20 protein-coding genes are annotated in these 22,972 nt (G+C 65.6%); 3 read left to right on the top strand and 17 right to left on the bottom strand.

What is annotated here, in order from left to right:
• From GOSPT_RS03415 to dprE2, 4 genes are read right to left on the bottom strand one after another with little or no spacing between them, the layout of a single operon-like run.
• Nucleotides 1-756: a cobalt-precorrin-6A reductase gene (locus tag GOSPT_RS03415; protein ID WP_005202966.1), complete on the bottom strand. Its 756-nt coding sequence runs from the start codon at nt 754-756 to the stop codon at nt 1-3.
• Nucleotides 753-1,541 carry a precorrin-4 C(11)-methyltransferase gene (cobM, locus tag GOSPT_RS03410; RefSeq protein ID WP_005202965.1) on the bottom strand — a complete coding sequence of 263 codons (789 nt, stop codon included), beginning with the start codon at nt 1,539-1,541 and terminating at the stop codon, nt 753-755. Before cobM ends, GOSPT_RS03415 begins: the two co-directional genes overlap by 4 nt.
• Entirely contained in the window at nt 1,538-2,761 is a 1,224-nt protein-coding gene (locus GOSPT_RS03405) for a bifunctional cobalt-precorrin-7 (C(5))-methyltransferase/cobalt-precorrin-6B (C(15))-methyltransferase (protein ID WP_005202963.1), read from the bottom strand. Before GOSPT_RS03405 ends, cobM begins: the two co-directional genes overlap by 4 nt.
• Nucleotides 2,758-3,534, bottom strand: coding sequence for a decaprenylphospho-beta-D-erythro-pentofuranosid-2-ulose 2-reductase (gene dprE2 / locus GOSPT_RS03400; protein WP_005202961.1), 777 nt, complete (start codon nt 3,532-3,534; stop codon nt 2,758-2,760). Before dprE2 ends, GOSPT_RS03405 begins: the two co-directional genes overlap by 4 nt.
• A gap of 69 nt (nt 3,535-3,603) precedes the next feature.
• Between dprE2 and GOSPT_RS03395 the strand changes: the two genes are divergently transcribed.
• A complete protein-coding gene (locus GOSPT_RS03395) occupies nt 3,604-4,005 on the top strand; it encodes a pyridoxamine 5'-phosphate oxidase family protein (RefSeq protein WP_039854508.1) in 402 nt (133 codons plus the stop codon).
• 27 nt (nt 4,006-4,032) lie between these two features.
• Here the strand turns inward: GOSPT_RS03395 and GOSPT_RS03390 are convergent, their stop codons facing one another.
• Nucleotides 4,033-5,193 carry a M24 family metallopeptidase gene (locus GOSPT_RS03390; RefSeq protein WP_005202957.1) on the bottom strand — a complete coding sequence of 387 codons (1,161 nt, stop codon included), beginning with the start codon at nt 5,191-5,193 and terminating at the stop codon, nt 4,033-4,035.
• A gap of 13 nt (nt 5,194-5,206) precedes the next feature.
• Here GOSPT_RS03390 and GOSPT_RS03385 point away from each other — a divergent pair, with 13 nt between their 5' ends.
• Complete coding sequence (locus GOSPT_RS03385) at nt 5,207-6,172, top strand: 5'-3' exonuclease (RefSeq protein WP_005202956.1); 966 nt, start codon at nt 5,207-5,209, stop codon at nt 6,170-6,172.
• Here GOSPT_RS03385 and GOSPT_RS03380 read toward each other — a convergent pair whose 3' ends face one another.
• From GOSPT_RS03380 to dop, 11 genes are all read right to left on the bottom strand, one after another.
• On the bottom strand, nt 6,173-7,063 hold the full coding sequence (locus tag GOSPT_RS03380; protein ID WP_005202953.1) for a DUF4333 domain-containing protein: 891 nt from the start codon (nt 7,061-7,063) through the stop codon (nt 6,173-6,175).
• Between the two features lie 200 nt (nt 7,064-7,263).
• A complete protein-coding gene (locus tag GOSPT_RS03375) occupies nt 7,264-10,068 on the bottom strand; it encodes a DEAD/DEAH box helicase (protein ID WP_005202950.1) in 2,805 nt (934 codons plus the stop codon).
• A gap of 21 nt (nt 10,069-10,089) precedes the next feature.
• Nucleotides 10,090-11,073, bottom strand: a complete 984-nt coding sequence (gene tatC / locus GOSPT_RS03370; protein ID WP_005202947.1) for a twin-arginine translocase subunit TatC — start codon at nt 11,071-11,073, stop codon at nt 10,090-10,092.
• 20 nt (nt 11,074-11,093) lie between these two features.
• Nucleotides 11,094-11,366 carry a Sec-independent protein translocase subunit TatA gene (tatA, locus tag GOSPT_RS03365; protein WP_005202946.1) on the bottom strand — a complete coding sequence of 91 codons (273 nt, stop codon included), beginning with the start codon at nt 11,364-11,366 and terminating at the stop codon, nt 11,094-11,096.
• A 44-nt stretch (nt 11,367-11,410) separates the two neighbouring features.
• Complete coding sequence (locus tag GOSPT_RS03360; RefSeq protein WP_005202943.1) at nt 11,411-12,373, bottom strand: helix-turn-helix transcriptional regulator; 963 nt, start codon at nt 12,371-12,373, stop codon at nt 11,411-11,413.
• On the bottom strand, nt 12,373-13,359 hold the full coding sequence (locus GOSPT_RS03355) for a helix-turn-helix transcriptional regulator (protein ID WP_005202942.1): 987 nt from the start codon (nt 13,357-13,359) through the stop codon (nt 12,373-12,375). Before GOSPT_RS03355 ends, GOSPT_RS03360 begins: the two co-directional genes overlap by 1 nt.
• 16 nt (nt 13,360-13,375) lie before the next feature.
• Nucleotides 13,376-14,734: a Pup--protein ligase gene (gene pafA, locus GOSPT_RS03350; protein WP_049697377.1), complete on the bottom strand. Its 1,359-nt coding sequence runs from the start codon at nt 14,732-14,734 to the stop codon at nt 13,376-13,378.
• A gap of 44 nt (nt 14,735-14,778) precedes the next feature.
• Nucleotides 14,779-15,579: a proteasome subunit alpha gene (gene prcA / locus GOSPT_RS03345; protein WP_005202938.1), complete on the bottom strand. Its 801-nt coding sequence runs from the start codon at nt 15,577-15,579 to the stop codon at nt 14,779-14,781.
• On the bottom strand, nt 15,576-16,457 hold the full coding sequence (prcB, locus tag GOSPT_RS03340) for a proteasome subunit beta (protein ID WP_005202936.1): 882 nt from the start codon (nt 16,455-16,457) through the stop codon (nt 15,576-15,578). Before prcB ends, prcA begins: the two co-directional genes overlap by 4 nt.
• A complete protein-coding gene (locus GOSPT_RS03335) occupies nt 16,454-16,645 on the bottom strand; it encodes a ubiquitin-like protein Pup (protein ID WP_005202935.1) in 192 nt (63 codons plus the stop codon). The genes prcB and GOSPT_RS03335 overlap by 4 nt, the downstream gene beginning before the upstream one ends.
• Nucleotides 16,646-16,854: 209 nt before the next feature.
• On the bottom strand, nt 16,855-18,354 hold the full coding sequence (gene dop, locus GOSPT_RS03330) for a depupylase/deamidase Dop (RefSeq protein ID WP_005202933.1): 1,500 nt from the start codon (nt 18,352-18,354) through the stop codon (nt 16,855-16,857).
• 91 nt (nt 18,355-18,445) lie between these two features.
• Here dop and glgP point away from each other — a divergent pair, with 91 nt between their 5' ends.
• On the top strand, nt 18,446-21,019 hold the full coding sequence (gene glgP / locus GOSPT_RS03325) for an alpha-glucan family phosphorylase (protein WP_005202931.1): 2,574 nt from the start codon (nt 18,446-18,448) through the stop codon (nt 21,017-21,019).
• Between the two features lie 84 nt (nt 21,020-21,103).
• On the opposite strand, the gene arc is transcribed toward glgP, so the two are convergent.
• Complete coding sequence (gene arc, locus GOSPT_RS03320) at nt 21,104-22,900, bottom strand: proteasome ATPase (RefSeq protein ID WP_005202930.1); 1,797 nt, start codon at nt 22,898-22,900, stop codon at nt 21,104-21,106.
• Nucleotides 22,901-22,972 lie beyond the last annotated feature (72 nt).

The raw sequence follows: 22,972 nt of genomic DNA, 5'->3' as shown, positions 1-22,972 counted from the left end.
TCAGCGCTGACCGGCGAGCAGATCACACACGAGTCCGACGGCGACTTCTGCGTCCTCGACGGCGCGCGTCGCGGGTTCGCTCGGACGGTCGACCATCACGACCTCGATACCGAGAGTCCTTGCGGCGTCGAGCTTTGCGCGAGTCATGTCGCCGCCACTGTTCTTCGTGACGAGCACGTCGATGCCGTGCTCACGCATCAGGGCCGTTTCGTCGGATAGACGATACGGGCCACGCGACCGGATCACCGTGTGGTGCATCGGCATAGCGGTCTGCGGTGGGTCGACGACCCGGATGAGAAACCACGCTGACGTGTTCTCGGCGAAGGCGTCGACGTCCTGCCTTCCTGTGGTCAGGAATACGCGGGCTTGTCGACCGTCGAGATGCCTTGCGGCGCTGTGTATGTCCGGAACCCGAACCCAGGTATCTCCGTCACCCGGCGACCACGATGCGCGGCATAGCCGGACGAGAGGTAGTGCGAGGTCGTGGGTTGCCGCAGCGGCGTTGGCACTGATGCCACTCGCGAAGGGGTGTGTCGCATCCACGACGACGCGAATGGCGTTGTCGCGCAGCCATGTCCGTAGACCGGCCGCTCCCCCGAAACCTCCGATGCGTACGGCGCCGACGGGCAGTCGCGGCTCGGCAACCCGGCCGGCAAGTGAACTGATCACGGGAATGTTCTCGGCGACGAGTCCGGCGGCCAGCGCGCGAGCTTCGCCGGTGCCCCCGAGCACCAGCACAACCGGTGTATCGGTCATGTCGTCGATGAATTGTCGTCGTGGGCGCCGCTGCGAAGTTTTGTCATCCGTGCCTGCGAGTAGAGATAACTGTCTGTGGGGGTCGAGGTTCCCGGGTCGAGCACCTTGCCCACGAAGATGACTGCGGTGCGTCGGATCCCGTGGTCGTCGAGCTGCTGCGGCAGGTCCGACAGCGGGCACCTGATCACCACCTGATCGCTGCGGGACGCGAAGGCGACTGTAGCCGTAGGGCATTGCGGCCCGTAGTGTTCGGCGAGTGCTTCGACGATCTGTGGCGCGCGGTGCGCAGCGAGGTGCAACGCGAGGGTGACACCCGACTGCGCCAGGCGCGCGAGTTCTTCACCTGGCGGCATGTCCGTCGACAGCGTCGACACGCGGGTGATGAGAAGACTCTGGCCGACGCCGGGCACGGTGAGTTCGGTATCGAGGGCCGCCGCTGCCGCGGCGAAGGCCGGTACCCCCGGCACGATTTCGGTATCGATACCCAGGCGTCTGAGCTCACGGTGTTGCTCGGTGAACGCCGAGTACAGCGAGATGTCGCCGGAATGCAGGCGTGCGACGTCGCCACCGGACGCGTGTGCCTCGACGATGTGCCCGATGATCTCGTCGAGCGGCGTCCGAGCGGTGTCGATCAGGGTGGCGTCGGCCGGACACAGGTCGAGAAGTTCCTGCGGGACAAGCGATCCGGCATAGAGACAGGTGGTGCATTCACCCAGGATGCGGGCGCCACGCAGGGTGATGAGGTCGGGTGCGCCCGGACCCGCACCGATGAAATAGACGGTCACGACTCATCGTCCGTCCGTGTGACCACCCACTGCACGATCGGGAGTGCGGGGCGCCATGTGGTCATGGAACCGAGCGGTTCGACGGTTTCGATGGAGAATCGTCGAAGAGTTCCACCGACGCGGCGGTGCCAGTCGACGAGCAGTGACTGGGTTTCGACCGTGACAGCGTTCGCGACGAGGCGCCCACCCGGGAGCAGCGCGTGCCACGAAGCGGTCAGGACCTCGTCGTCGAGTCCTCCCCCGATGAAGATCGCATCCGGATCCGGTGCGCGGCGCAGTGATTCGGGCGCGGCGCCCAGCAGGGTCAGCGCGCCCGCCACACCGTGACGGACGGCGTTGCGTCCGAGTCGCGCGGCACGAACCTGGTCGCGTTCGAATGCGATGGCGGTCCCGTCGGAGTCTGCGCGCAACCACTCGATCGCCACGCTCCCCGACCCGGATCCGATATCCCACAGGATAGCTCGCCCACCCGGTGCGAGGGCCGCGACGGTCAGCGCTCGTACCGCCGACTTGGTGAGTTGGCCATCATGCTCGTAGGCGTCGTCGGGTAGCCCCGGTAGTCGGGTCGTGCTGGGTCCGACACAATCGATGGCGACGATGTTGAGCGCATCGTGGGGTTGAGGTCGGTACGAGCGCGCAACGGACTCGACGGTCCGTTCTTGTGGACCACCGAGTTGTTCGAGAATCGTCATCGTCGACCAGCCGAACCCGTTGCGCACCAGCACCTCGGCGATCGCGGCGGGTGTCTGCGATCCCCTGCTGAGCACGAGGATCCGACGGCCGTCGGTCAACGCGGGCACCACGACGTCGGCGTCGTCGCGCAGCGTGCTGATCACCTGTGTGCGGGACAGGTCCCACCCGAGTTCGGCGCAGGCGAGACTCGCCGATGACACGGTGGGGAGCACTCGAACCCGGTTGCGCCCCACGGCATTGACGATCGTGGACCCGACACCGTGGAACATCGGATCGCCGCTGGCCAGTACGTGCACCGGGGAGTGAGAAGTGGCGGACAGCACCTGCTGTAGGTGCTCGGACATCGGCGAATGCCATGCCACCGTCGTCGCGTCGAGGTCGGGAAGGAGTTCGAGTTGGCGTGTCGACCCGTATACGACTGTGGCGCTGCGTAATTCGTCGCGTGCACGATCGGTCAGTCCTGCCCACCCGTCGGCGCCGATCCCGACGACGACGAACTCCGATGTGTCCGTCGCCGCGGCCGTCATCGGGGCAACCTGCGCCAGATCGCGCGCGGTACGAACTGCATCGCGAATCCGACGAAGCGCAGTGGTCCGGGAATCCACACCTCCCAACGACCGCGGTGGTACGCCCGTGCCACCGCGTCGGCCACCTGTTCGGCGTCGACCGACATGGGCGCGGGCTTGGTGCCCGAAGCCATGAGTTCTGCTGTCATGTTGCCGACCACGAAACCCGGTCGGGCGAGCAGTAACCGGACGCCCGATCCATGGAGTGCGTCCGACAACCCACTGGCGAAGCCGTCGAGTCCCGCTTTCGCCGACCCGTACACGTAGTTGCCGCGACGTACCCGCACACCGGCGATCGACGAGAAGACGATCATGGTGCCCGACCCCTGCCGCCGCAGTGCGTTGGCCAGCGGCGTCAGCACACTGATCTGGCCGACGTAGTCGGTCTGGGCGATCTGTAGCGCGTGCGCGACGTCGGTTTCGGCGCGATGCTGATCGCCGAGAATGCCGAACGCGATGATCGCCGCGCTGATCGGTCCGTGATCGGCTGTGATCGTCTCGATGAGCGACGAGTGCGTCTGCGTGGCATCGGCGTCGAACTCGACGGCGATGACGTTGTCGGCGCCCGCCGCGCGCATCGCGGCGATCTCCTCGTCGAGGTCGTCGGACCGGCGCGCGGCAAGGACGACGCTGCGGCCTGCGACGAGCCTCTTCGCGAGGGCGATCCCGATCTCGCTGCGTCCACCGAAGAGGACAACGGTTCCCTGGTCGTCGTGTGAGTTGCTACGCGCCATGACAGGCAGTATTCCACCGGCCGACAGGCAGCCGACAGCGGCGCCACCGCGGTGGCTATCGTTGGCGCCATGCCGCGTACTCCGGAGAACCTCGGTTCCGCTGCGCTCGACTTCTTGGGCGAGCGACACCTTGCGTCACTCGCGACGCTCCGACCCGACGGCACACCACACGTCGTTGCCGTCGGATTCACGTACGACCCCGACAGCGGATTGGCTCGGGTGATCACTCGTGAGGGCAGCCAGAAGGTGCGCAACGCCGAGCGCGGCGGCTATGCCGCGGTGACCAACGTCGACGGTCCGCGGTGGCTGACGCTGGAGGGCCCCGCGACCGTTCATCGCGATCGCGACCGCGTTGCGGAGGCCGAACGGCGCTACGCCCAGCGATATCGCGAGCCGAAACCGAATCCCGAGCGCGTCGTCATCGAGATCGACGTGCAGCGTGTGCTCGGTTCGCACTCGCTGCTCGATTGATCGTCACCCCTCCCGTGGGGCGTGGGTCTACAACACCACCAACTCGTGCGGGCGCACATTGACCGGTTCGCATCCGTCGTCGGTCACGATGACGATGTCTTCGATCCGCGCGCCCCACTGCCCCGGGAAGTACACGCCCGGTTCGATCGAGAACGCCATCCCGGCCTCGAGGACGAGATCGTTGCCACTGACGATGTAGGGCTCCTCATGAACAGAGAGGCCGATGCCGTGGCCGGTTCGGTGGATGAAGTTCTCGCCGAATCCTGCGTCGACGAGTACCTCGCGCGCTGCGGCGTCGACCTTTTCGGCGGTCACTCCCGGACGTACGGCGGCAACCGCGGTCCGCTGAGCGAGCTCGAGCGCGGCATACGCACGTGCCCTGTCGTCGTTCGGCTGGGCGAAGCAGTATGTCCGCGTGGAATCGGAGTTGTAGCCCGGTTCGACAGGTCCCCCGATGTCGATCACGACGATGTCGTCGGGTTGAATCACTCGCTCTGACTGCTCGTGGTGCGGGTCGGCGCCGTTCGGTCCCGACCCGACGATGATGAATTCCGGCGCGGTGTGCCCCTCGGCCACGATCGCCTCGCCGATGTCGGCGGCGACGTCGGCTTCCGTGCGTCCCGGACGCAGCCACTCACCCATGCGTGCGTGTACCCGGTCGATCGCGGCGCCTGCGCGTCGAAGGGCCTCGACCTCGTTGTCGTCCTTGATCATTCGCATCTGGCGAAGTACCGGCGTCGCGAGGACGGGGGTGGCTCCCAGACGATCTGCGATCGGCACCAGATGCAGCGCAGGCATCGACTCGGAGACCGCAACCGCAGCGGGAGTCGGCAATCCGGCAACCGCCAGCGCGTGTGCGTCATCGCCGTCGACCCAGTCGACGACGTCGATGTCGAGTTCGCTGACCGCGGAGTCGCGCACGGAGGCGAGCTCGAGTCGAGCAATCACCAGCCGAGGGGTGCCGGCGGCGGGGATCACCAGGGCCGTCAGACGCTCGAAGGTGTCGGCCCGCGAACCGGTGAGATAGCGCAGGTCGGGGCCGGGAGAAACGATGAGGGCGTCGAGTCCGGCTTTGCCGGTCAGCACGGCGGCCCGTGCAAGGCGACGGCGGTACACCTCGGCGTCGAAACGCTCTTCTGCAGTGGCGGTCACGAGTCGAAGCCTACGCGGATGGCAGAGTTGAGACATGCCAGGATCCGTGATGTTGCTCGACGGCGCAAGCCTGTGGTTCCGCTCGTTTCACGCACTGCCCGAGAAGCTCACCGCGGCCGACGGACGGCCCGTGAACGCGGTCCGTGGATTCGTCGACACGATCGCCTCTCTGGTGTCCCAACACCATCCGACGCGTCTCGTCGTCTGCCTCGACCTCGATTGGCGGCCCGCGTTCCGCACGGATTTGTTGCCGTCCTACAAGGCCCACCGGGTGGCGCAAGAGGCACCGCATTCCGGCGATGCAGGTCGAGAAGAACCCGACATCGAGGAGGTTCCCGACACCCTCACGCCGCAGGTCGACATGATCCTCGACGTGCTGGCCGCCGCGGGACTCACGACATCGGGAGCGGTCGGGTGCGAAGCCGACGACGTCATCGGCACACTCGCAGCGACCGAGGCCGACGACGACGTGATCGTGGTCAGCGGCGACCGCGATCTGCTCCAGGTCGTGGCCGACGACCCGGTGCCGGTGCGCGTGCTCTACGTCGGACGCGGGCTGGCGAAAGCCGAGCTGATGGGGCCTGCAGAGGTTTCCGACCGATACGGGGTGCCCGTCGAGCGCGCGGGTACCGCCTACGCGGAGATGTCGATGCTGCGCGGCGACCCGTCGGATGGTCTGCCCGGCGTCGCGGGGATCGGCGACAAGACCGCCGCGAAACTGATCACCACCTACGGCGACCTCGACGCACTCGAGGCTGCCGCCGACGACCCCTCGTCGACGCTCACCCCGCGCGTGCGGTCAGCACTGCGTGACTCCGCGGACTACCTCCGTGCCGCGCGCACCGTGGTCACTGTCCGCACCGACGCACCGACGGTGGAGAGCATCGATGACGATCACCTGCCGTCGGCGCCCGCCGACCCCGAGCGACTCGCCGACCTCATCGACGAACTGCGTATCGGTACGTCGGTGGGAAGGCTCGCCGATGCGCTCGGGTGGGAGTTGGTCTCGCGCTGATCAGCTCGTGGGACGCGACACCGCGTACTTGCCGTCGTCGTCGAGAATTGTGACCTTGACCTGCTGTTTCTGGCCTCCAACGGTGACAGAGCAGCTGAACGAATTGCCCTTCTTCACGCTCTGACCCGACGGGCACGAGACGTTCGAGACATCGGTCGCCTGGTAGTCCTTGGTCAGCACCTGCTTCACGCCGTCCTGAACCGCATTCTGATCGAGCGACTTCGGTGCCCACCCCGGCCAGGCGAACGCGGTGATGAGCAGGATCGCGGCAATGACGACCACCGCTCCGATACCGCCGAAGAGGGCCACGCGCTTGTTCTTCGACGACCCCGACGCGACCGACATCGCCGAGAACTGGTCACCCTGCTGGCCGGGCTGACCGAACTGACCCGGCTGGGTTGCCGTCTCACCCGCGGCTCCTGCCTGCCCGTACTGCCCCGGCTGGCCGTACTGACCGGGCTGACTGGTCTGACCGGGCTGTCCGTACTGGGGCGGCTGACCGTACTGGCCCGGCTGCTGTGGCTGGCCGTACTGAGGAGGTTGCCCGTACTGGGGCTGGCCTGCCTGGCCGTACTGGGGCGGCTGTCCGTACTGGCCCGGCTGCTGTGGCTGGCCATACTGGGGAGGTTGCCCGTACTGGGGCTGGCCTGCCTGGCCGTACTGGGGCGGCTGACCGTACTGGCCCGGCTGCTGTGGCTGGCCATACTGGGGCGGCTGCCCATACTGACCCGGCTGCTGAGGTTGGCCATACTGGGGAGGTTGCCCATACTGGGGCGGCTGTCCGTACTCGGGCGGTTGCTGGGAGTTCTGCCCCTGCTGGCTGTCCTCGCGCGGCTGATCACCGGTCGAGGACTGGTCACCGGCGTTGTTGGGATCGTACGGATGGCTCATGCGTCTCTCTCTCGATCGGCCCGGCAGTGGCGCACCGGTGTGCAATGTCGAACGGTCACGGTATCGCGGCGTGACGCACTCTCCCCTGCCGTCGTCGCCGACCGATATGCGAAGTGAAGGTTACCCCAGCGAACTGGGGTCGTCGGTCAAGCGGTACACGACTCCCGATCACGTCAACCCGGCCGCGTACGCCCACTACGTCAACCGAGTTCGGCAGCGACAACACCGCGTCTGATCGCTCCGACCGCCGCGCGCGCCGAACGGGCGAGCGGAGCTTCGTCGCCGACGCCGAGTCGGACCTGTTCGAGCAGGTCGACGACCTGCCGGTTCCAGCGAACGAAGTCGCCGGGCGAGAGCAGGGTGCCGCGTTCGCCCGCAGCGGCCAACGACTCGGTCAGTGATCGACCCGACGCCCAGAGCGACACCGCGACAGAGAAACCCGTGTCCGGCTCGCGTGTCGGCGACACCCCGTGACGGCGCTCGACGTCGGTGACCTGACACCAGATGTCGAGGGTCGCGGCGATCGCGGTCCGCAGCTCGACGTTTCCGGGCATCGCGTCGGCGCCTGCATGACTGTCACGACGCGACTCGAACACCATCGCGGCGATCACCGCAGCAAGTTGCGGCGGTCCGAGCCTGTCCCAGATTCCGGCGCGAATGCACTCGGTCACGAGGAGATCGCTCTCGCTGTAGATGCGACTGAGGAGCTGACCGGTGGGTGTCACCACCACCTCGCCACGCTCCTTCTCGACGTACCCGAGTTCGGTGAGCACGCCGACGATCCTGTCGAAGGTCACGCCGAGTGTCGATGTGCGCTCGCTGATCGAGCGTTCCGCCGACACGATGTCCCGCACGAGCCGGTTTCGTTGCTCGGCCAGTCGGAACAGGTCGTCGCCGTTGTCGAGCTGATGAGCGGGGTGGGCGCGCAGTTGATGGCGCATCCGTGCCAGCTCTGTATCGTCTGCCGCCAGCGCCCGCTTCTTCTGACGGCCCCGCGGCATTTCTATCCCGGTCGACCGCAGTGCCGATGCCAGGTCGCGTCGACCGCGTCCTGTCCTGCGGTCGGGGTTCTTGGGTAGCCGCATATGACCGAGAACCTCGGGCGGATTCACGAAATCCCGTGTACCCACGCGGCCACACCAGGCGTCCTCGCTGAGAACGAGCGGCTTGGGATCTGCAGGCTGACTCGCGGCCTCGAGCACCACGGCGAGTCCGCGGTGGCGCCCCGATGACACACCGATGACATGTCCGCGTTTGAGTCCGGCGAGGTCGGCGACCGTCGACTCCTGCGTCGCCACCCGGCTGCGGAACTTGAGATCACGCTCCCGTCTGCGAATCTCCTCGCGCAGGGTCACGTAACCGAGGAAGCCTCGATACGAGTCGGATCCGTCGGCCGGATCGTCGTCGTCGAGTGCGGTGATGGTGCCGGGTTCGATGCCGCGTTTGTCGGCGGCTCCCGCGAGCTCGACGTCGAGTTTGCGCAGTCGGCGGTACATGTCGTCGACCTTGCGGGATTGTCCGACGACGGAGCGGTCGGCCTGGAACTGCGCGAACGACCTGTTCAGCAGCTCACGTGATCCCGCGAGTCCTCGACGGCCGATCAGGTTGACCGCCATGTTGTACTCGGGCGCGAAGGAGCTGCGCAGCGGGAACGTACGCGCCCCCGCCAGGCCCGCAACTTGTTCGGGAACCAGCTCGGGCGTCCACACGACAACGGCGTGGCCCTCGACGTCGATGCCCCTACGACCGGCGCGTCCGGTGAGCTGGGTGAACTCGCCGGGTGTCAGATCGACGTGTGACTCTCCGTTGAACTTCACCAGGCGTTCGAGAACCACCGAGCGAGCAGGCATGTTGATACCGAGCGCAAGGGTTTCGGTGGCGAACACCATCCGCACGAGCCCTCGGACGAACAGTTCCTCCACCGTGTGACGGAACGTCGGGAGGAGGCCCGCGTGATGAGCCGCGAACCCACGCTGCAATCCCGCACGCCACTCGTCGACGCCGAGTACGTCGGCATCTCCTGGGGCGATCTCGGTGAGATGGCGGTCGATGACTTCGTCGACGGCACTCGACTCCTCGGGCGTCAGCAACGACAGTCCCGATCGCAGACATTGGGCCAAGGCGGCGTCGCACCCCACGCGCGAGAAGATGAAGCCGATTGCGGGCAGCAGGCCCTCGCGATCGAGGCGAGCAACGAGTTGCGGACGCGAGAGGGCGCCCGGTCCCCTGCCGCGCGTCGACCGCGGTCGTCCACGACCGGAACGTCGATCGTGCCCACGACCGCTGTCGCGCTCGTCGGCCAATAGCATCCGGTGTCGGATGTAGCGTTTGAGTTCGGGGTTGACCTGGGGTTTGCCACCGTCGCGGTGAGAATCGAACAGGTCGAACAGGCGCGAACCGACGAGCATGTGCTGCTGGAGAGGCACCGGTCGATGTTCGTCGACGATGACGGTGACCTCGCCCCGTACGGTCTGAATCCAGTCGCCGAACTCTTCGGCATTACTGACCGTCGCCGACAAGCTCACCACCCGCACCGACGGATCGAGTCCGAGAATGACCTCCTCCCAGACCGCGCCGCGAAAACGATCGGCGAGGAAGTGAACCTCATCCATCACCACATGCGAGAGCCCCTGTAGTGCAGGTGAATTCGCATAGATCATGTTGCGGACGACCTCGGTGGTCATCACCACCACCGGGGCGTCGGAGTTGATCGAGCTGTCGCCGGTGAGGAGCCCCACATTCTGTCTGCCGTGAACAGCGACGAGATCGGCGTACTTCTGGTTGCTCAGCGCCTTGATCGGGGTCGTGTAGAAGCACTTTGTCCCGGCAGCCAACGCCAGATGCACCGCGAACTCACCGACGATCGTCTTTCCTGCACCGGTCGGCGCACACACCAGCACTCCCTGGCCGTCCTCGAGTGCGCGGCAGGCCAGACGTTGGAACTCGTCGAGCTCGAAGGAGAGGCTCGCCGCGAAGCGGTCGAATTCCGCGTGGTCAGTTGACATCGGTCTCAGCGGACATCGGGGTCAGAGAACATCGTCGAAGGTCGAGGCGTCGCGCACGGAGGCGCGGCCCTGCGGGGCCATTCCCGACGACACCGACGTGGGCGCTCCGACCGTCGACGGTCGCGGACGCGGCGATACATCGGGCAGAGGGCTCGCCTGGTCGTCTGGGATCGACGCCCAGTCGGGTGTGTTCCGATCGCGGCGCCGGTCGTTGAAGCGCGAGAACTGAATGGCCACCTCGAGCAGCACGGTCAGGGCGAGCGCAAGGGCGAGCATGGTGAACGGATCCTGGCCAGGGGTCACGATGGCCGCGAACACGAACAGGGCGAAGATCAATCCGCGACGCCAGGCCTTGAGCCGCGGATAATGCAGTACACCCACAGTGTTCAACGCGACGATCAGCAGAGGCAGCTCGAAGCTCACGCCGAAGATGATGAGCAGGTGGATCATGAACCCGAAGTACTGATCGCCCGCCAGCGCGGTCACCTGCACGTTGTTGCCGACGGTCAGCAGGAAGTGGAAGGCCTTTGCAACGACGAGGTAAGCCAGCACAGCGCCGGCCACGAAGAGCACCGCGGCTGCCGTCACGAACGAGATCGCGTACTTGCGTTCCTTCTCCAGCAGACCGGGAGTGACGAACTGCCAGATCTGGTAGAGCCACACCGGGCACGCGAGCACGACGCCCGCGGTCAGTGCGACCTTGAGGCGCAGCATGAACTGATCGAATGGCCCTGTCGCCAGGAGGCGGCAGGAGTCGTCCGCGGTCAGGGTCGCGCGGGATGACGCGGGTAGCGAACAGTAGGGCTCACGGAGCAGATCGCCGAGCGTCGGGAGTCCGAATATCCCGTAGGAGTACCAGACGAAGCCGAGGATCGTCGTGACGACGATCGCGGCCATCGAGATGAGCAGACGGGTACGCAGCTCGAACAGATGCTCCACCAACGGCATCGTGCCGTCGGGGTTGAGTTTGCGCTTGCGGTACCTCGGGTCGAATGGAATCCGCACTCAGGTGTCCCAGTGCGCGGCTACGCCGACTTCTTGGTCTGATCCGGGGTGGATTGCGCAGTGGTGCTCGCGTCGGAGGACGGGAGTTCACGCTGCGGTGTGGCTTCGTCGGGGGATGCTGTGGTCTTGGGAGGGGTCGAATCGCCCTCGCGCTGCATCTCCTGGACCTCGCTCTTGAAGATCCGCAGCGACTGACCGAGGCCACGCGCCGCGTCGGGAAGCTTCTTTGAGCCGAACAGCAGTAGCACGACCACCAGCACGATCAGCCAGTGCCACCACGACATTGCACCCATCAGGATTACCTTCCGCTTGTCTTCACACGATCCTACCGCGACACTCAGCGATAGCGCGCTCGCGCTGCGCGTGCGGCATTGGTCACAGCGTCGTCGATATCTCGATCGTCGACGACCCGCACGGTGCCGCCGAACCCCAGGAGGAATCGCGTCAACCACTCCGGTGAGCCGTACGCGAGTCGACCCCTGATCGGCGCATCGCTCTCCTTGGCGACGACCACGTCGTCGAGCGGATCGATCCGGTAGTAGTCGAGAACCCAGGCCTGCTCGGGATCGATCTCGATCTCGACCGAGCGGTGGTCGGGGTCGTCGCCGAGAAGCACGGACTGCTGCGTGCCCGCCACGGATGCGGGCGGAGTCGACGGCTCGTCGCGTAGCTGTGCGGCCTCGATCCGGTCGAACCGGAACAGGCGCACGCCCTCGCTGCCTCGGCACCAGGCTTCGAGGTAGGTGTTGGAGTTCAGTCCCTGCAGGCGTATCGGATCGACGACCCGCTGACTGACCGAATCGCGCGTCGCCGAATAGTACGTGAGGTCGAGTGCGCGGCCTTCGGTCACCGCACGCCGCACGGTCGCGTAGGTCGGGTTCTTCTCGTCGTCGTCGACCGACACCGTCGCGACCGCCGGAAGTGATTTTCCGACGGCTTGTTCGATCTTGGCGATGGCTCGCCGCGCGGCCTGCTGGTCGAGAACACCTGCCATATCGACCAGTGCTTGCAGGGCCACCAGCAGCACGCTGGCCTCGGCGCCGGTCAACCTCAGCGGGCGGTCCATGCCCGCCGTGAACCCGACATCGACATAGCCTTCGGAGAACTCGAGCTCGATGAGGTCGTCCGGGTAATAACCCGGCAGTCCGCAGACGAAGAGCTGCTCCAGATCTTTGCGGAGTTGTGCAGGTGTGACCCCGAGGTCACTCGCGGCCTTCTCCATGGAGATGCCGCCGCGCGTCGAAAAGTAAGGGACGAGCGCGAGAAGTCGGCTCAAGCGCCGCGATTGTGCGGTCGACATCAGGCGTTCACCCCGCCGATCCGGTCGAGACCCGCGACCACGAGGTCACGTAGTTCGGCCGGTTCTCGAACCACCGCGTCGGGGCCGACGGCCAGGATCATGCGGGCCAGCGTGCTCAGTGACCTGATCTCGATGACGAGATCGTCACCGTCCTCACCGTCGAAGACAGCAGGTGTGCTCGACGTCGCCAGACGTCGAAGCCCTGCCGCCCGGCCGCTCGCCACCCAGACACGTGCCGCGCGACCATCCGAACCGGTCGCGGAATCGACTGCGTCGGCGACGATCTGCTGCAGGTCGGTGTGCTCCGGACGGTGTACGACCCCGGCCGACCCGGTGGCGGTGACATCAGAAAGCCTGCTCAGCCGGAAGGTCCGTGTTGCCTCGCGACCACGGTCGTGGCCGACGACGTACCACCGACCCCGATGAGTCACCACGCCCCACGGTTCGAGCGTCCTCGTCTCTCCCGACGACGTCGCGCCCGCGCGGTAGGTGAACGTGATGGCCTGGCCACCGTCGATCGCTGCCAGCGTTGGCGCGAGAGACTGCTCACCACCGAGGGAACGCTGCGATACCGCCGCAACACCGATCTCGTCGTCGGCACGGACGTCGATTCCCGCTGCCTGGAGTTTGAGGACGGCGGTCTGCGAGATGGTCGAGACGTCGGAGTTGTCCCAGAGCGCTGCGGCCATCGCGATGGCCGCAGCCTCCTGCTCATCGAGCGTGATGTCGGGCAGTGAGTACGAGTCTGGATCGATGCGATATCCTTCGATCCCGCTCTCCGGCGAAGGACCGGTGACCAGCGGCACCCCGAGATCGCGCAGATCGTTCTTGTCACGCTCGAACATCCGATTGAACGCCTCGTCGGAACGCTCCTGGTCGTGGTAGCCGGACACGTTGCGGTGGATGTACTCAGCGGTGACGTATTGCTTGGTCGAGAGCAGACAGATCACCAGGTTGATCTGACGCTCGACTTTCGACGTAACCACGCCATGCAGCTTACGGCTACATGGATGCGATCAAGCGATCGACGCGCTCGTCGACGCTGCGGAACGGGTCCTTGCACAACACCGTGCGCTGAGCTTGGTCGTTGAGCTTCAGGTGGACCCAGTCGACAGTGAAATCGCGACCGGCCTTCTGCGCCGCGGAGATGAAATCACCGCGCAACTTGGCCCTCGTCGTCTGGGGCGGCTCGTTGACAGCGGTCTTGATCGCCTCGTCCGTCGTCGCGCGCGTGACCAAACCCTTGCGCGAGAGGAGGTCGAAGACACCTCGTCCGCGTTTGATGTCGTGATAGGCGAGGTCGAGTTGCGCGATCTTCGGATCCGACAACTCCATCGAGTACTTGTCCTGATAGCGCTGGAACAGCTTGCGCTTGATGACCCAGTCGATCTCGGTGTCGACCTTCGAGAAGTCGTCGGCCTCGACGGCGTCGAGCATCCGTCCCCACAGATCGACCACCATGTCCATCTCCGGATCCGGCGCGCGATTGACCAGATGCTCGACGGCACGTGCGTGGTACTCGCGCTGGATCTCCAGTGCTGTGGCCTGCCGTCCACCCGCGAGGCGGACCGGGCGCGTGCCCGTCGTGTCGTGGCTGACCTCACGAATCGCGCGGATCGGGTTGTCGAGAGCGAAGTCGCGGAAAGCGACCCCTGCCTCGATCATCTCCAGCACGAGTGCCGCGGAGCCGACCTTGAGCAGAGTGGTCATCTCCGACATGTTGGAGTCGCCGACGATGACGTGGAGTCTGCGGTATTTCTCGGCGTCGGCGTGGGGCTCGTCGCGCGTATTGATGATCGGACGCGACCGCGTCGTCGCCGACGACACGCCCTCCCAGATGTGCTCGGCACGCTGCGAGAGACAGAAGGTGGCGGCCTTTGGCGTTGCGAGCACCTTGCCCGCACCACAGATCAGCTGGCGGGTGACGAGAAACGGTAGCAGGACGTCGGAGATCCGGGAGAACTCCCCCGCTCGGACGACGAGATAGTTCTCGTGGCATCCGTACGAGTTGCCCGCCGAGTCGGTGTTGTTCTTGAACAGGTAAATATCGCCGCCGATACCTTCATCGGCGAGTCGCTGTTCGGCGTCGACCAGGAGATCCTCGAGTACCAGCTCACCGGCGCGATCGTGGTTGATCAGCTGGATGAGGCTGTCGCACTCGGCCGTCGCGTACTCGGGGTGCGACCCCACATCGAGGTAGAGTCGCGCGCCGTTCTGCAGGAACACATTCGATGAGCGCCCCCACGACACGACCCGTCGGAAGAGGTACCGCGCGACCTCGTCTGGACTCAGTCGGCGATGGCCGTGGAAGGTGCAGGTGACACCGAATTCCGTCTCGATGCCCATGATTCGACGTTGCACTCTTCAACCCTACCCGCGGAATCCGGCGTCGACCGGTTGCACGATCAGGACGCGCCCGAATCGCTCGGGGCGTCGCCCGCCGCATCGCCGCTGCCGTCGGACGGTGTCGATTCGCTCGACTCTGCGGCAGGTGCGGGCAGCAGATCGGCCACCGCCGTAGCGGTCAGTCGTCGGAACGCGCGCCTGGGGCGATTGCGGTCGAGGATCGCGACCTCGAGATCGCCAGGGCTCAGTTCGCGTGGCGCAGTTGGGGTTCCGTTCGACGCCTCAGTCGGAGTCGAGAGCGCGTCCACCGCGATCTTCAGGGCATCTGCCAGTTGCAGATCGGGCTCGTAGCTGTCCTTCAGCGCCGCCGAAATAGCTTCGGTGGCGCCGCCCATGACGATGAACCGCGTCTCGTCGGCGATCGAGCCGTCGTAGCTGATGCGGAACAACTGCGAGCGCTTGGGCTTTCCGAAACGGGCGACCTCGGCCACGCACAACTCGACTTCGTACGGCTTGGGCTGCTCGGTGAACACAGAACCCAACGCGTTTGCGTACGTGTTGGCCAACGAGAGCGCCGACACGTCGGCCCGATCGTACGAATAGCCACGCATGTCTGCGAGCTGGATACCTGCTTTGCGCAGACTTTCAAACTCGTTGTATTTGCCGACTGCGGCGAAGCCGATCCGATCGTAGATCTCACTCGTCTTGCGCAGGGTGTTCGACGGATTCTCCGCGACGAAGAGCACGCCGTCGGCGTAGGTCAGGATGACCACGCTGCGCCCACGGGCGATTCCCTTGCGCGCGAGATCCGAGCGATCGCGCATGATCTGCTCGGCACTTGCGTAATACGGGAAGGTCATCGCGGCGCCTCCTCATGCTCTGCAGCTCTGCGCTCGATGATCGCCCGGGCTGCCGCCTCGATGTCGGCGGGTGGAACCTCTTGCGCGCCTTCGGCACTCACGACGACGGCGGTCGGGAAGATCTTGCGGACGATGTCGGGACCACCTGTCGCCGAATCGTCGTCGGCCGCGTCGTACAGCGATTCGACGGCGATTGCGAGCGCCGAGCCGGCGTCGAGATCGTGACGGTAGAGCTTCTTCAACGACGACTTCGCGAACACCGAACCGGAGCCGATGGCCTGGTAGCCGCCGAACTCCTCGTGGCGGTCGCCGGCGACGTCGAACGAGAAGATACGACCCCGCTCGGTCGGGCTGTCGTGGTCGATGTCGTAGCCGACGAGGAGCGGGATTGCGGCCAGCCCCTGCATAGCAGCACCGAGGTTGCCGCGCACCATCGAGGCAAGCCTGCTGACCTTGCCGTCGAGGGTCAGCGGAACACCCTCGATCTTCTCGTAGTGCTCGAGCTCGACGGTGAACAGTCGGACCATCTCGATGGCGATACCGGCCGTGCCCGCGATGCCCGCCGCCGAGTATTCGTCGGTGACGTAGACCTTCTGCACGTCGCGAGTCGCGATGATGTTGCCCATCGTGGCGCGTCGATCACCCGCGAGCACCACACCGCCGGGGAAACTCACGGCAACGATCGTGGTGCCGTGCGGGATCTCGGAGGTGTCGGTGGTCGAGGTGAAGGTGCCCATGCGTTCAGCTCTCGCCTGTGGCAACTGGTCGGGTGCGTTGACCCGCAGATAGTCGGTGAACGACGAGATGTCGGCGCCGAATGTGGGGTGGGAACTTCTGGTGGGACCGGACGGGGACAGTGAACCGAACGTCTCGCTCACTGGCCGCCCTTCTGCACGTACGCGCGCACGAAGTCTTCAGCGTTCTCTTCGAGCACGTCATCGATCTCGTCGAGGAGGTCATCGGTGTCCTCGGCGAGCTTCTCACGCCGTTCCTGCCCCGCACTGCCGTCGGAGCCGAGTTCGCCGTCGTCTCCACCGCCGCCGCGAGTGGTCTGTTCCTGCGCCATGTGCACTCCCTCGTTTCTGCCGAGGCTCCGCCTCGACGATGCCTGCACCCGTGGTCACCGCTCTTCGTCGTCGGCGACGAGGAGAGCTTCACCCCGCTCGTCGCTTCCTGCTGCATCGCGGTGCGGCGCAGACACTTCCAGCTCGTGAATCCACACTACCTGTGACGTGTGCGAAAGGGCGGTTGAAACCAAGACGCGTCGAGAACCGATCAGGTGGTGAGTTGATCGACCAGCTCGGATGCCGAGTGCACGGAGTCGAGGAGTTTGCCGACGTGTGCCCTGCTTCCGCGCAGCGGTTCCAGCGTCGGAATCCGCACCAGCGAATCGCCGCCGAGGTCGAAGATCACCGAGTCCCAGCTCGCTGCGGCGACGTCGGCGCCGAACCGGCGCAGGCATTCGCCACGGAAGTATGCGCGAGTGTTCTCCGGGGGTTCGGTGATCGCGCGCGTCACATCGGCTTCGTCGACGAGTCGCTTCATCGAGCCGCGCGCCACCAGACGGTTATAGAGGCCCTTGTCGAGTCGGACGTCGGAGTACTGGAGGTCGATCAACTGCAGTCGCGGGGCCGACCAGCCGAGTCCCTCGCGCTGCCGGAACCCTTCCAGAATGCGGAGCTTTGCTGGCCAGTCGAGGATGTCGGCGCATTCCATCGGGTCGCGCTCGAGCCGGTCGAGCACATCGGCCCAGGTGCTCAGCACGTCCATCGCTCGCGCGTCGTCGGAGTTCTCCCGCTCGTGGAACTTCGTGCATCGCTCGAGGTACTCGCGCTGGAGTGCGAGGGCGGTGAGTTCGCGGCCGTCGGTCAACGCCACCGTCGCCTGCAGCGTCGGATCATGGCTGATCGTGTGTACCGCCGAGACCGGGCGCGCGAGTTCGATGTCCGAGAAGTCGACGCCTGCCTCGATGAGGTCGAGCACCAGCGACGTCGTGCCGACTTTGAGGTATGTCGCGGTCTCGGCGAGATTGGCGTCGCCGATGATCACGTGGAGTCTGCGGTAGCGCTCGGGATCGGCGTGCGGTTCGTCGCGGGTGTTGATGATCCCGCGCTTGAGCGTGGTCTCGAGTCCGACTTCGACCTCGATGTAGTCCGAGCGCTGGGAGAGCTGGTAGCCGGCTTCATCGCCGGATTGCCCGATGCCGACGCGACCCGCGCCGGTGATGACCTGACGCGAGGCGAAGAAGGTCGTGAGGCCTCCGATGACCGCGGTGAATGGCGTGTCGCGACTCATCAGGTAGTTCTCGTGGGTGCCGTACGACGCACCCTTTCCGTCGATGTTGTTCTTGTACAACTGCAGACGCGGCGCGCCGGGCACACTCGCGACGTGGCGGGCCGCCGCCTCCATGACCCGCTCGCCCGCCTTGTCCCAGATCACCGCATCGAGAGGATCGGTGACCTCGGGGGCCGAGTACTCGGGATGCGCGTGGTCGACGTAGAGACGCGCCCCGTTGGTGAGGATCATGTTCGCGGCGCCGATCTCGTCGGCGTCGATGATGGGTGCTGGTCCGGTACCTCGCCCCAGATCGAATCCGCGGGCATCGCGCAGCGGTGATTCGACCTCGTAGTCCCAGCGCGTGCGCTTGGCGCGCGGCACCCCCGCTGCTGCCGCGTACGCGAGCACCGCCTGTGTCGACGTCATGATCGGATTCGCGGTCGGGTCGCCTGGCGCGGAGATCCCGTACTCGACCTCGGTGCCGATGATTCGCTGCATGGTATTGAGACTAGATGTCGGTCGGATGAAAGGTCGGACCCACCACCTCGCATCGGTCGCACCGGCGACGCTCGTGTGGGAAGTTCTACACGTGAAAGCATTCCGCCGGTTCACCGTTCGGGTTCCGTTGCCCGCTCCCCTGTCCGATCTCGCCGTTCTCGCTCACAATCTCCGCTGGGTCTGGCATGCACCGACCCAGGATTTGTTTGCCACCGTCGACCCCGTCAGGTGGGAAGCGACCGGTGATCCGCTGCGGTTGCTCGCGGAGGTGTCGCCCGAGAGACTCACCGAGTTGTCCTCCGACACCGAGTTCCTCACGCGACTCACCGCGCTGCGTGCTGACCTCGACGAGTACTGCACATCGCCCCAGTGGTACGGCGATCGCGCGGCGTCGGGAGACCCCATGCCCGACGGAATCGCCTACTTCTCGATGGAATTCGGCATCTCCGAAGTGCTCCCGATCTACTCCGGCGGTCTCGGCATCCTCGCGGGCGACCACCTCAAGGCGGCGTCGGATCTCGGTCTTCCGCTGATCGGCGTCGGGCTCTTCTATCGGTGCGGCTACTTCCGGCAGAGTCTTTCGCACGACGGGTGGCAGATCGAGCGGTACCCGGTGAACGATCCGGGTGCGCTACCGCTGGCGTTGCTGACCGACGCCGCGGAGAAGCCCGTGATCATCGAGATCTCGATGCCCGGCGGACGCACGCTGCACGCACAGGTGTGGGTGGCCACCGTCGGTCGAATCCCGTTGCTGCTCCTCGATTCCGACATCGCTGCCAACGACGACGAGCTGCGCGGCATCACCGACCGGCTCTACGGCGGCGATCAGGATCACCGCATCAAGCAGGAGATCCTGCTCGGCATCGGTGGGGTGCGTGCACTGCGTGAGTACGTCCGCATCGCGGAACGCGCACAGCCCACCGTCTTTCACATGAACGAGGGCCATGCAGGCTTCCTCGGCGTCGAGCGGGTTCGCGAGCTCGTCGACTCCGCTGGACTCGACTTCGATTCGGCGGAGTCGGTCGTTCGCGCGTCGACGATCTTCACGACGCACACACCTGTCCCCGCCGGAATCGACCGCTTCCCCGACGATCTCGTGCGCTTCTACCTCGATCCGGGACCCGACGGAACGTCGCATCTGTTGCCGGGGCTGTCGGCGAGCACGGTTCTCGAACTCGGCGACGAATCCAATCCGGGCGTGTTCAACATGGCGCACATGGGTTTTCGCCTCGGTCAGCGATCCAATGGGGTGTCGCAACTGCACGGCGCGGTCAGTCGCGAGATGTTCTCCGACCTGTGGCCCGGGTTCGACGCCGACGAGGTGCCGATCGGTGCGGTCACCAACGGCGTGCACGGACCGACGTGGGTTGCGCGCAAATGGCAGGACGTCAGCGGGGGCAACGAAGACGCGGCGCCCGCGGTCTACGAGGCCCTGCCCGCCGCAGACCTCTGGGCGATCCGCTCGGAGTTGCGCGCGGGACTCGTCGACGAGGTCCGACGTCGCGCCTATGCGAGTGGCCGCGACCGCGACTTCACCGACGCCGAACTCGGTTGGACCGCAGATCTTTTCGACCCCAATTCGTTGACCATCGGCTTCGCGCGACGGGCGGCCACCTACAAGCGACTGACGCTGATGCTGCGTGACCCCGACCGGATGCGCCGGATCCTCACCGATCCGGAACGGCCGGTGCAGCTCGTCGTCGCGGGTAAGGCACATCCGGCCGACGACGGCGGCAAGGCGCTCATCCAGCAGATCGTGAAGTTCACCGAGGATCCCGAACTGCGCGACCGCATTGTTTTCCTCCCCGATTACGACATCTCGATGGCGCGACACATCTACGCGGGCTGCGACGTGTGGCTCAACAATCCGGTACGTCCCATGGAGGCTTGCGGAACGTCGGGGATGAAGTCGGCGCTCAACGGCGGGCTCAACCTGTCGATCCTCGACGGGTGGTGGGACGAGATGGCCGACGGCGAGAACGGTTGGGCGATTCCGTCGGCCGAAGGCGTGAACGATGAGAATCGTCGCGACGACCTCGAGGCCGAGGCCTTGTACTCGCTGCTCGAGGAGACCGTCGTGCCGCTGTACTACGCACGCGAGAACGGCGTGCCGACGCGCTGGGTGGAGATGGTCCGCCACACTCTCGCGGTGCTCGGTCCCAAGGTGCTCGCGTCGCGCATGGTCCGCGACTACACCCTCGAACTCTATGTGCCCGCGGGGATTTCGTACCAGCAGGCCTGCGCCGACGGGTACGCCTTGGCCACGTCGCTCGCCTCGTACCGTTCGACGCTCGCGTCGTCGTGGAAGTCGGTGGCGATCGCCGGGATCGACGAGTCGACGACGCCCGACGACGAGCTCGACCTGACGGCGCACGTCTCGCTCGGCGAACTCGCGCCCGACGAGGTGACCGTGCAGGCCGTGCTCGGTCGGGTGACCGACGACGGCGACATCTACGACGCGGTGCACTCGCCGATGGAACCGGTTCCCGGGACAGATGCCTCCGGCCGAACGCGCTTCCGCGCGGCGGTCGCACCGTATCGATCGGGGGTGCTCGGCTACACCGCGCGTGTGCTGCCGCGGCATCCGCTGCTCACCGACGACGCCGAACTGGGGTTGGTGCGCTACCCGGCGTCGGCGGGTGAACCGCCCGCGATGCCGTCGTAAGCCCGAAACGCAACGGGGATAAACACAACTGCGGCCGACCCAGAACGGGTCGGCCGCAGTTGTCTGTACCGAAGGTTGTCAGTTCTACAAGTACTGACCGGTGTTGGTCTCGGTATCGATCGCACGGCTTGCGCCGGAGCTCTTGCCGGTGACCAGCGTGCGGATGTAGACGATCCGCTCGCCCTTCTTGCCCGAGATACGCGCCCAGTCGTCGGGGTTGGTGGTGTTCGGCAAATCCTCGTTCTCGGCGAACTCGTCGAGGATCGAATCGAACAGGTGCTGCACCCGCAAACCGGGGGCGCCGGTCTCCAACTGCGACTTGATCGCGTACTTCTTCGCACGGTCGACGACGTTCTGGATCATCGCTCCGGAGTTGAAGTCCTTGAAGTACATGATCTCCTTGTCGCCGTTGGCGTAGGTGACCTCCAAGAACCTGTTCTCGTCACTCTCGGCGTACATCCGCTCGACGACCTTCTCGATCATCGTGTTGATGCATGCGGTGCGATCGCCGCCGAACTCGTTGAGATCGTCGGCGTGTACCGGTAGTTCCTCGACGAGGTACTTCGAGAAGATGTCGATCGCCGACTCTGCGTCGGGTCGTTCGATCTTGATCTTCACGTCGAGACGTCCTGGCCGCAGGATTGCCGGGTCGATCATGTCCTCGCGGTTGGACGCACCGATCACGATGACGTTCTCGAGGCCCTCCACACCGTCGATCTCGCTGAGCAGCTGTGGCACGACAGTGGTTTCGACGTCGGACGAAACGCCCGACCCGCGCGTACGGAAGATCGAGTCCATCTCGTCGAAGAAGACGATGACGGGCGTGCCCTCCGACGCCTTCTCACGTGCACGCTGGAAGATCAATCGGATGTGGCGCTCGGTCTCGCCGACGAACTTGTTGAGCAGCTCGGGACCCTTGATGTTCAGGAAGTACGACTTCGCTTCCTTGGCATCGTCGCCGCGCGCAGTCGCGATCTTCTTGGCAAGGGAGTTGGCGACGGCCTTGGCGATGAGCGTCTTACCGCAACCGGGAGGCCCGTAGAGCAGCACGCCCTTGGGCGGACGCAATGCGTAATCGCGGAACAGATCCTTGTGCAGGAACGGCAGTTCGACGGCGTCGCGGATCTGCTCGATCTGCCTGCCGAGACCACCGATGTCCTCGTACCCGACGTCGGGCACCTCTTCGAGGACGAGATCCTCGACCTCGGCCTTGGGGACTCGCTCGAACGCGAAGCCCGCCTTGGTGTCGATCAGCAGCGAATCGCCGGGGCGCAGCTTGCGACGCTTACCGTCCTCACCGTCGACATCGCCGAGCAGTGGTTCGGCGAGCCACACGACCCGCTCCTCGTCGGCATGGCCGACGACCAGTGCGCGTTGACCGTCGCCGAGAACCTCGCGCAACGTGCTGATCTCACCAACCGAATCGAACTCGCACGCCTCGACAATGGTCAGCGCCTCGTTGAGACGCAGCGTCTGACCCTTGCTCAACGAGTCGAGATCGATGTTGGGCGAGCAGGTCAGCCGCATCTTGCGGCCTGACGTGAAGACATCGACGGTCTGGTCGGGGTAGATCTCGAGGAGTACGCCGTATCCACTCGGTGGCTGTCCGAGGCGGTCGACCTCCTCGCGGAGGGCAACGAGTTGCTGTCGCGCTTCTTTGAGGGTCTCGAGGAGCTTGGCATTGCGTGTCGTCAGGTTGTCGACCCGCTCCTGGAGGTCCGAAGCGTCTGCTTGACGTCCGAAGGACGGACGGCCGGCCTCTGCGCGCAACGGGGGCGTGTAAGCAGGAGTGAATTGTTCCTCGGCGGAATTGCTCGAATGGCTCGCGGTCTCGTCTGCCACATTCTCACCGGAGGCTTCATGGCGATCAGATTCGGTCATTGCTGACTCCTCTCCCCGGCAACGACCCCAGTGGGTTGCGCCGTAACACCACGCTACCGGGAGGCAGCAAAT

Source organism: Gordonia sputi NBRC 100414, from assembly GCF_000248055.1.
In the GTDB taxonomy this organism is placed as follows: Bacteria; Actinomycetota; Actinomycetes; order Mycobacteriales; family Mycobacteriaceae; genus Gordonia; species Gordonia sputi.
Note: the sequence above shows the minus strand (reverse complement) of the source record. Positions and strands in the feature narration are given on the sequence as shown.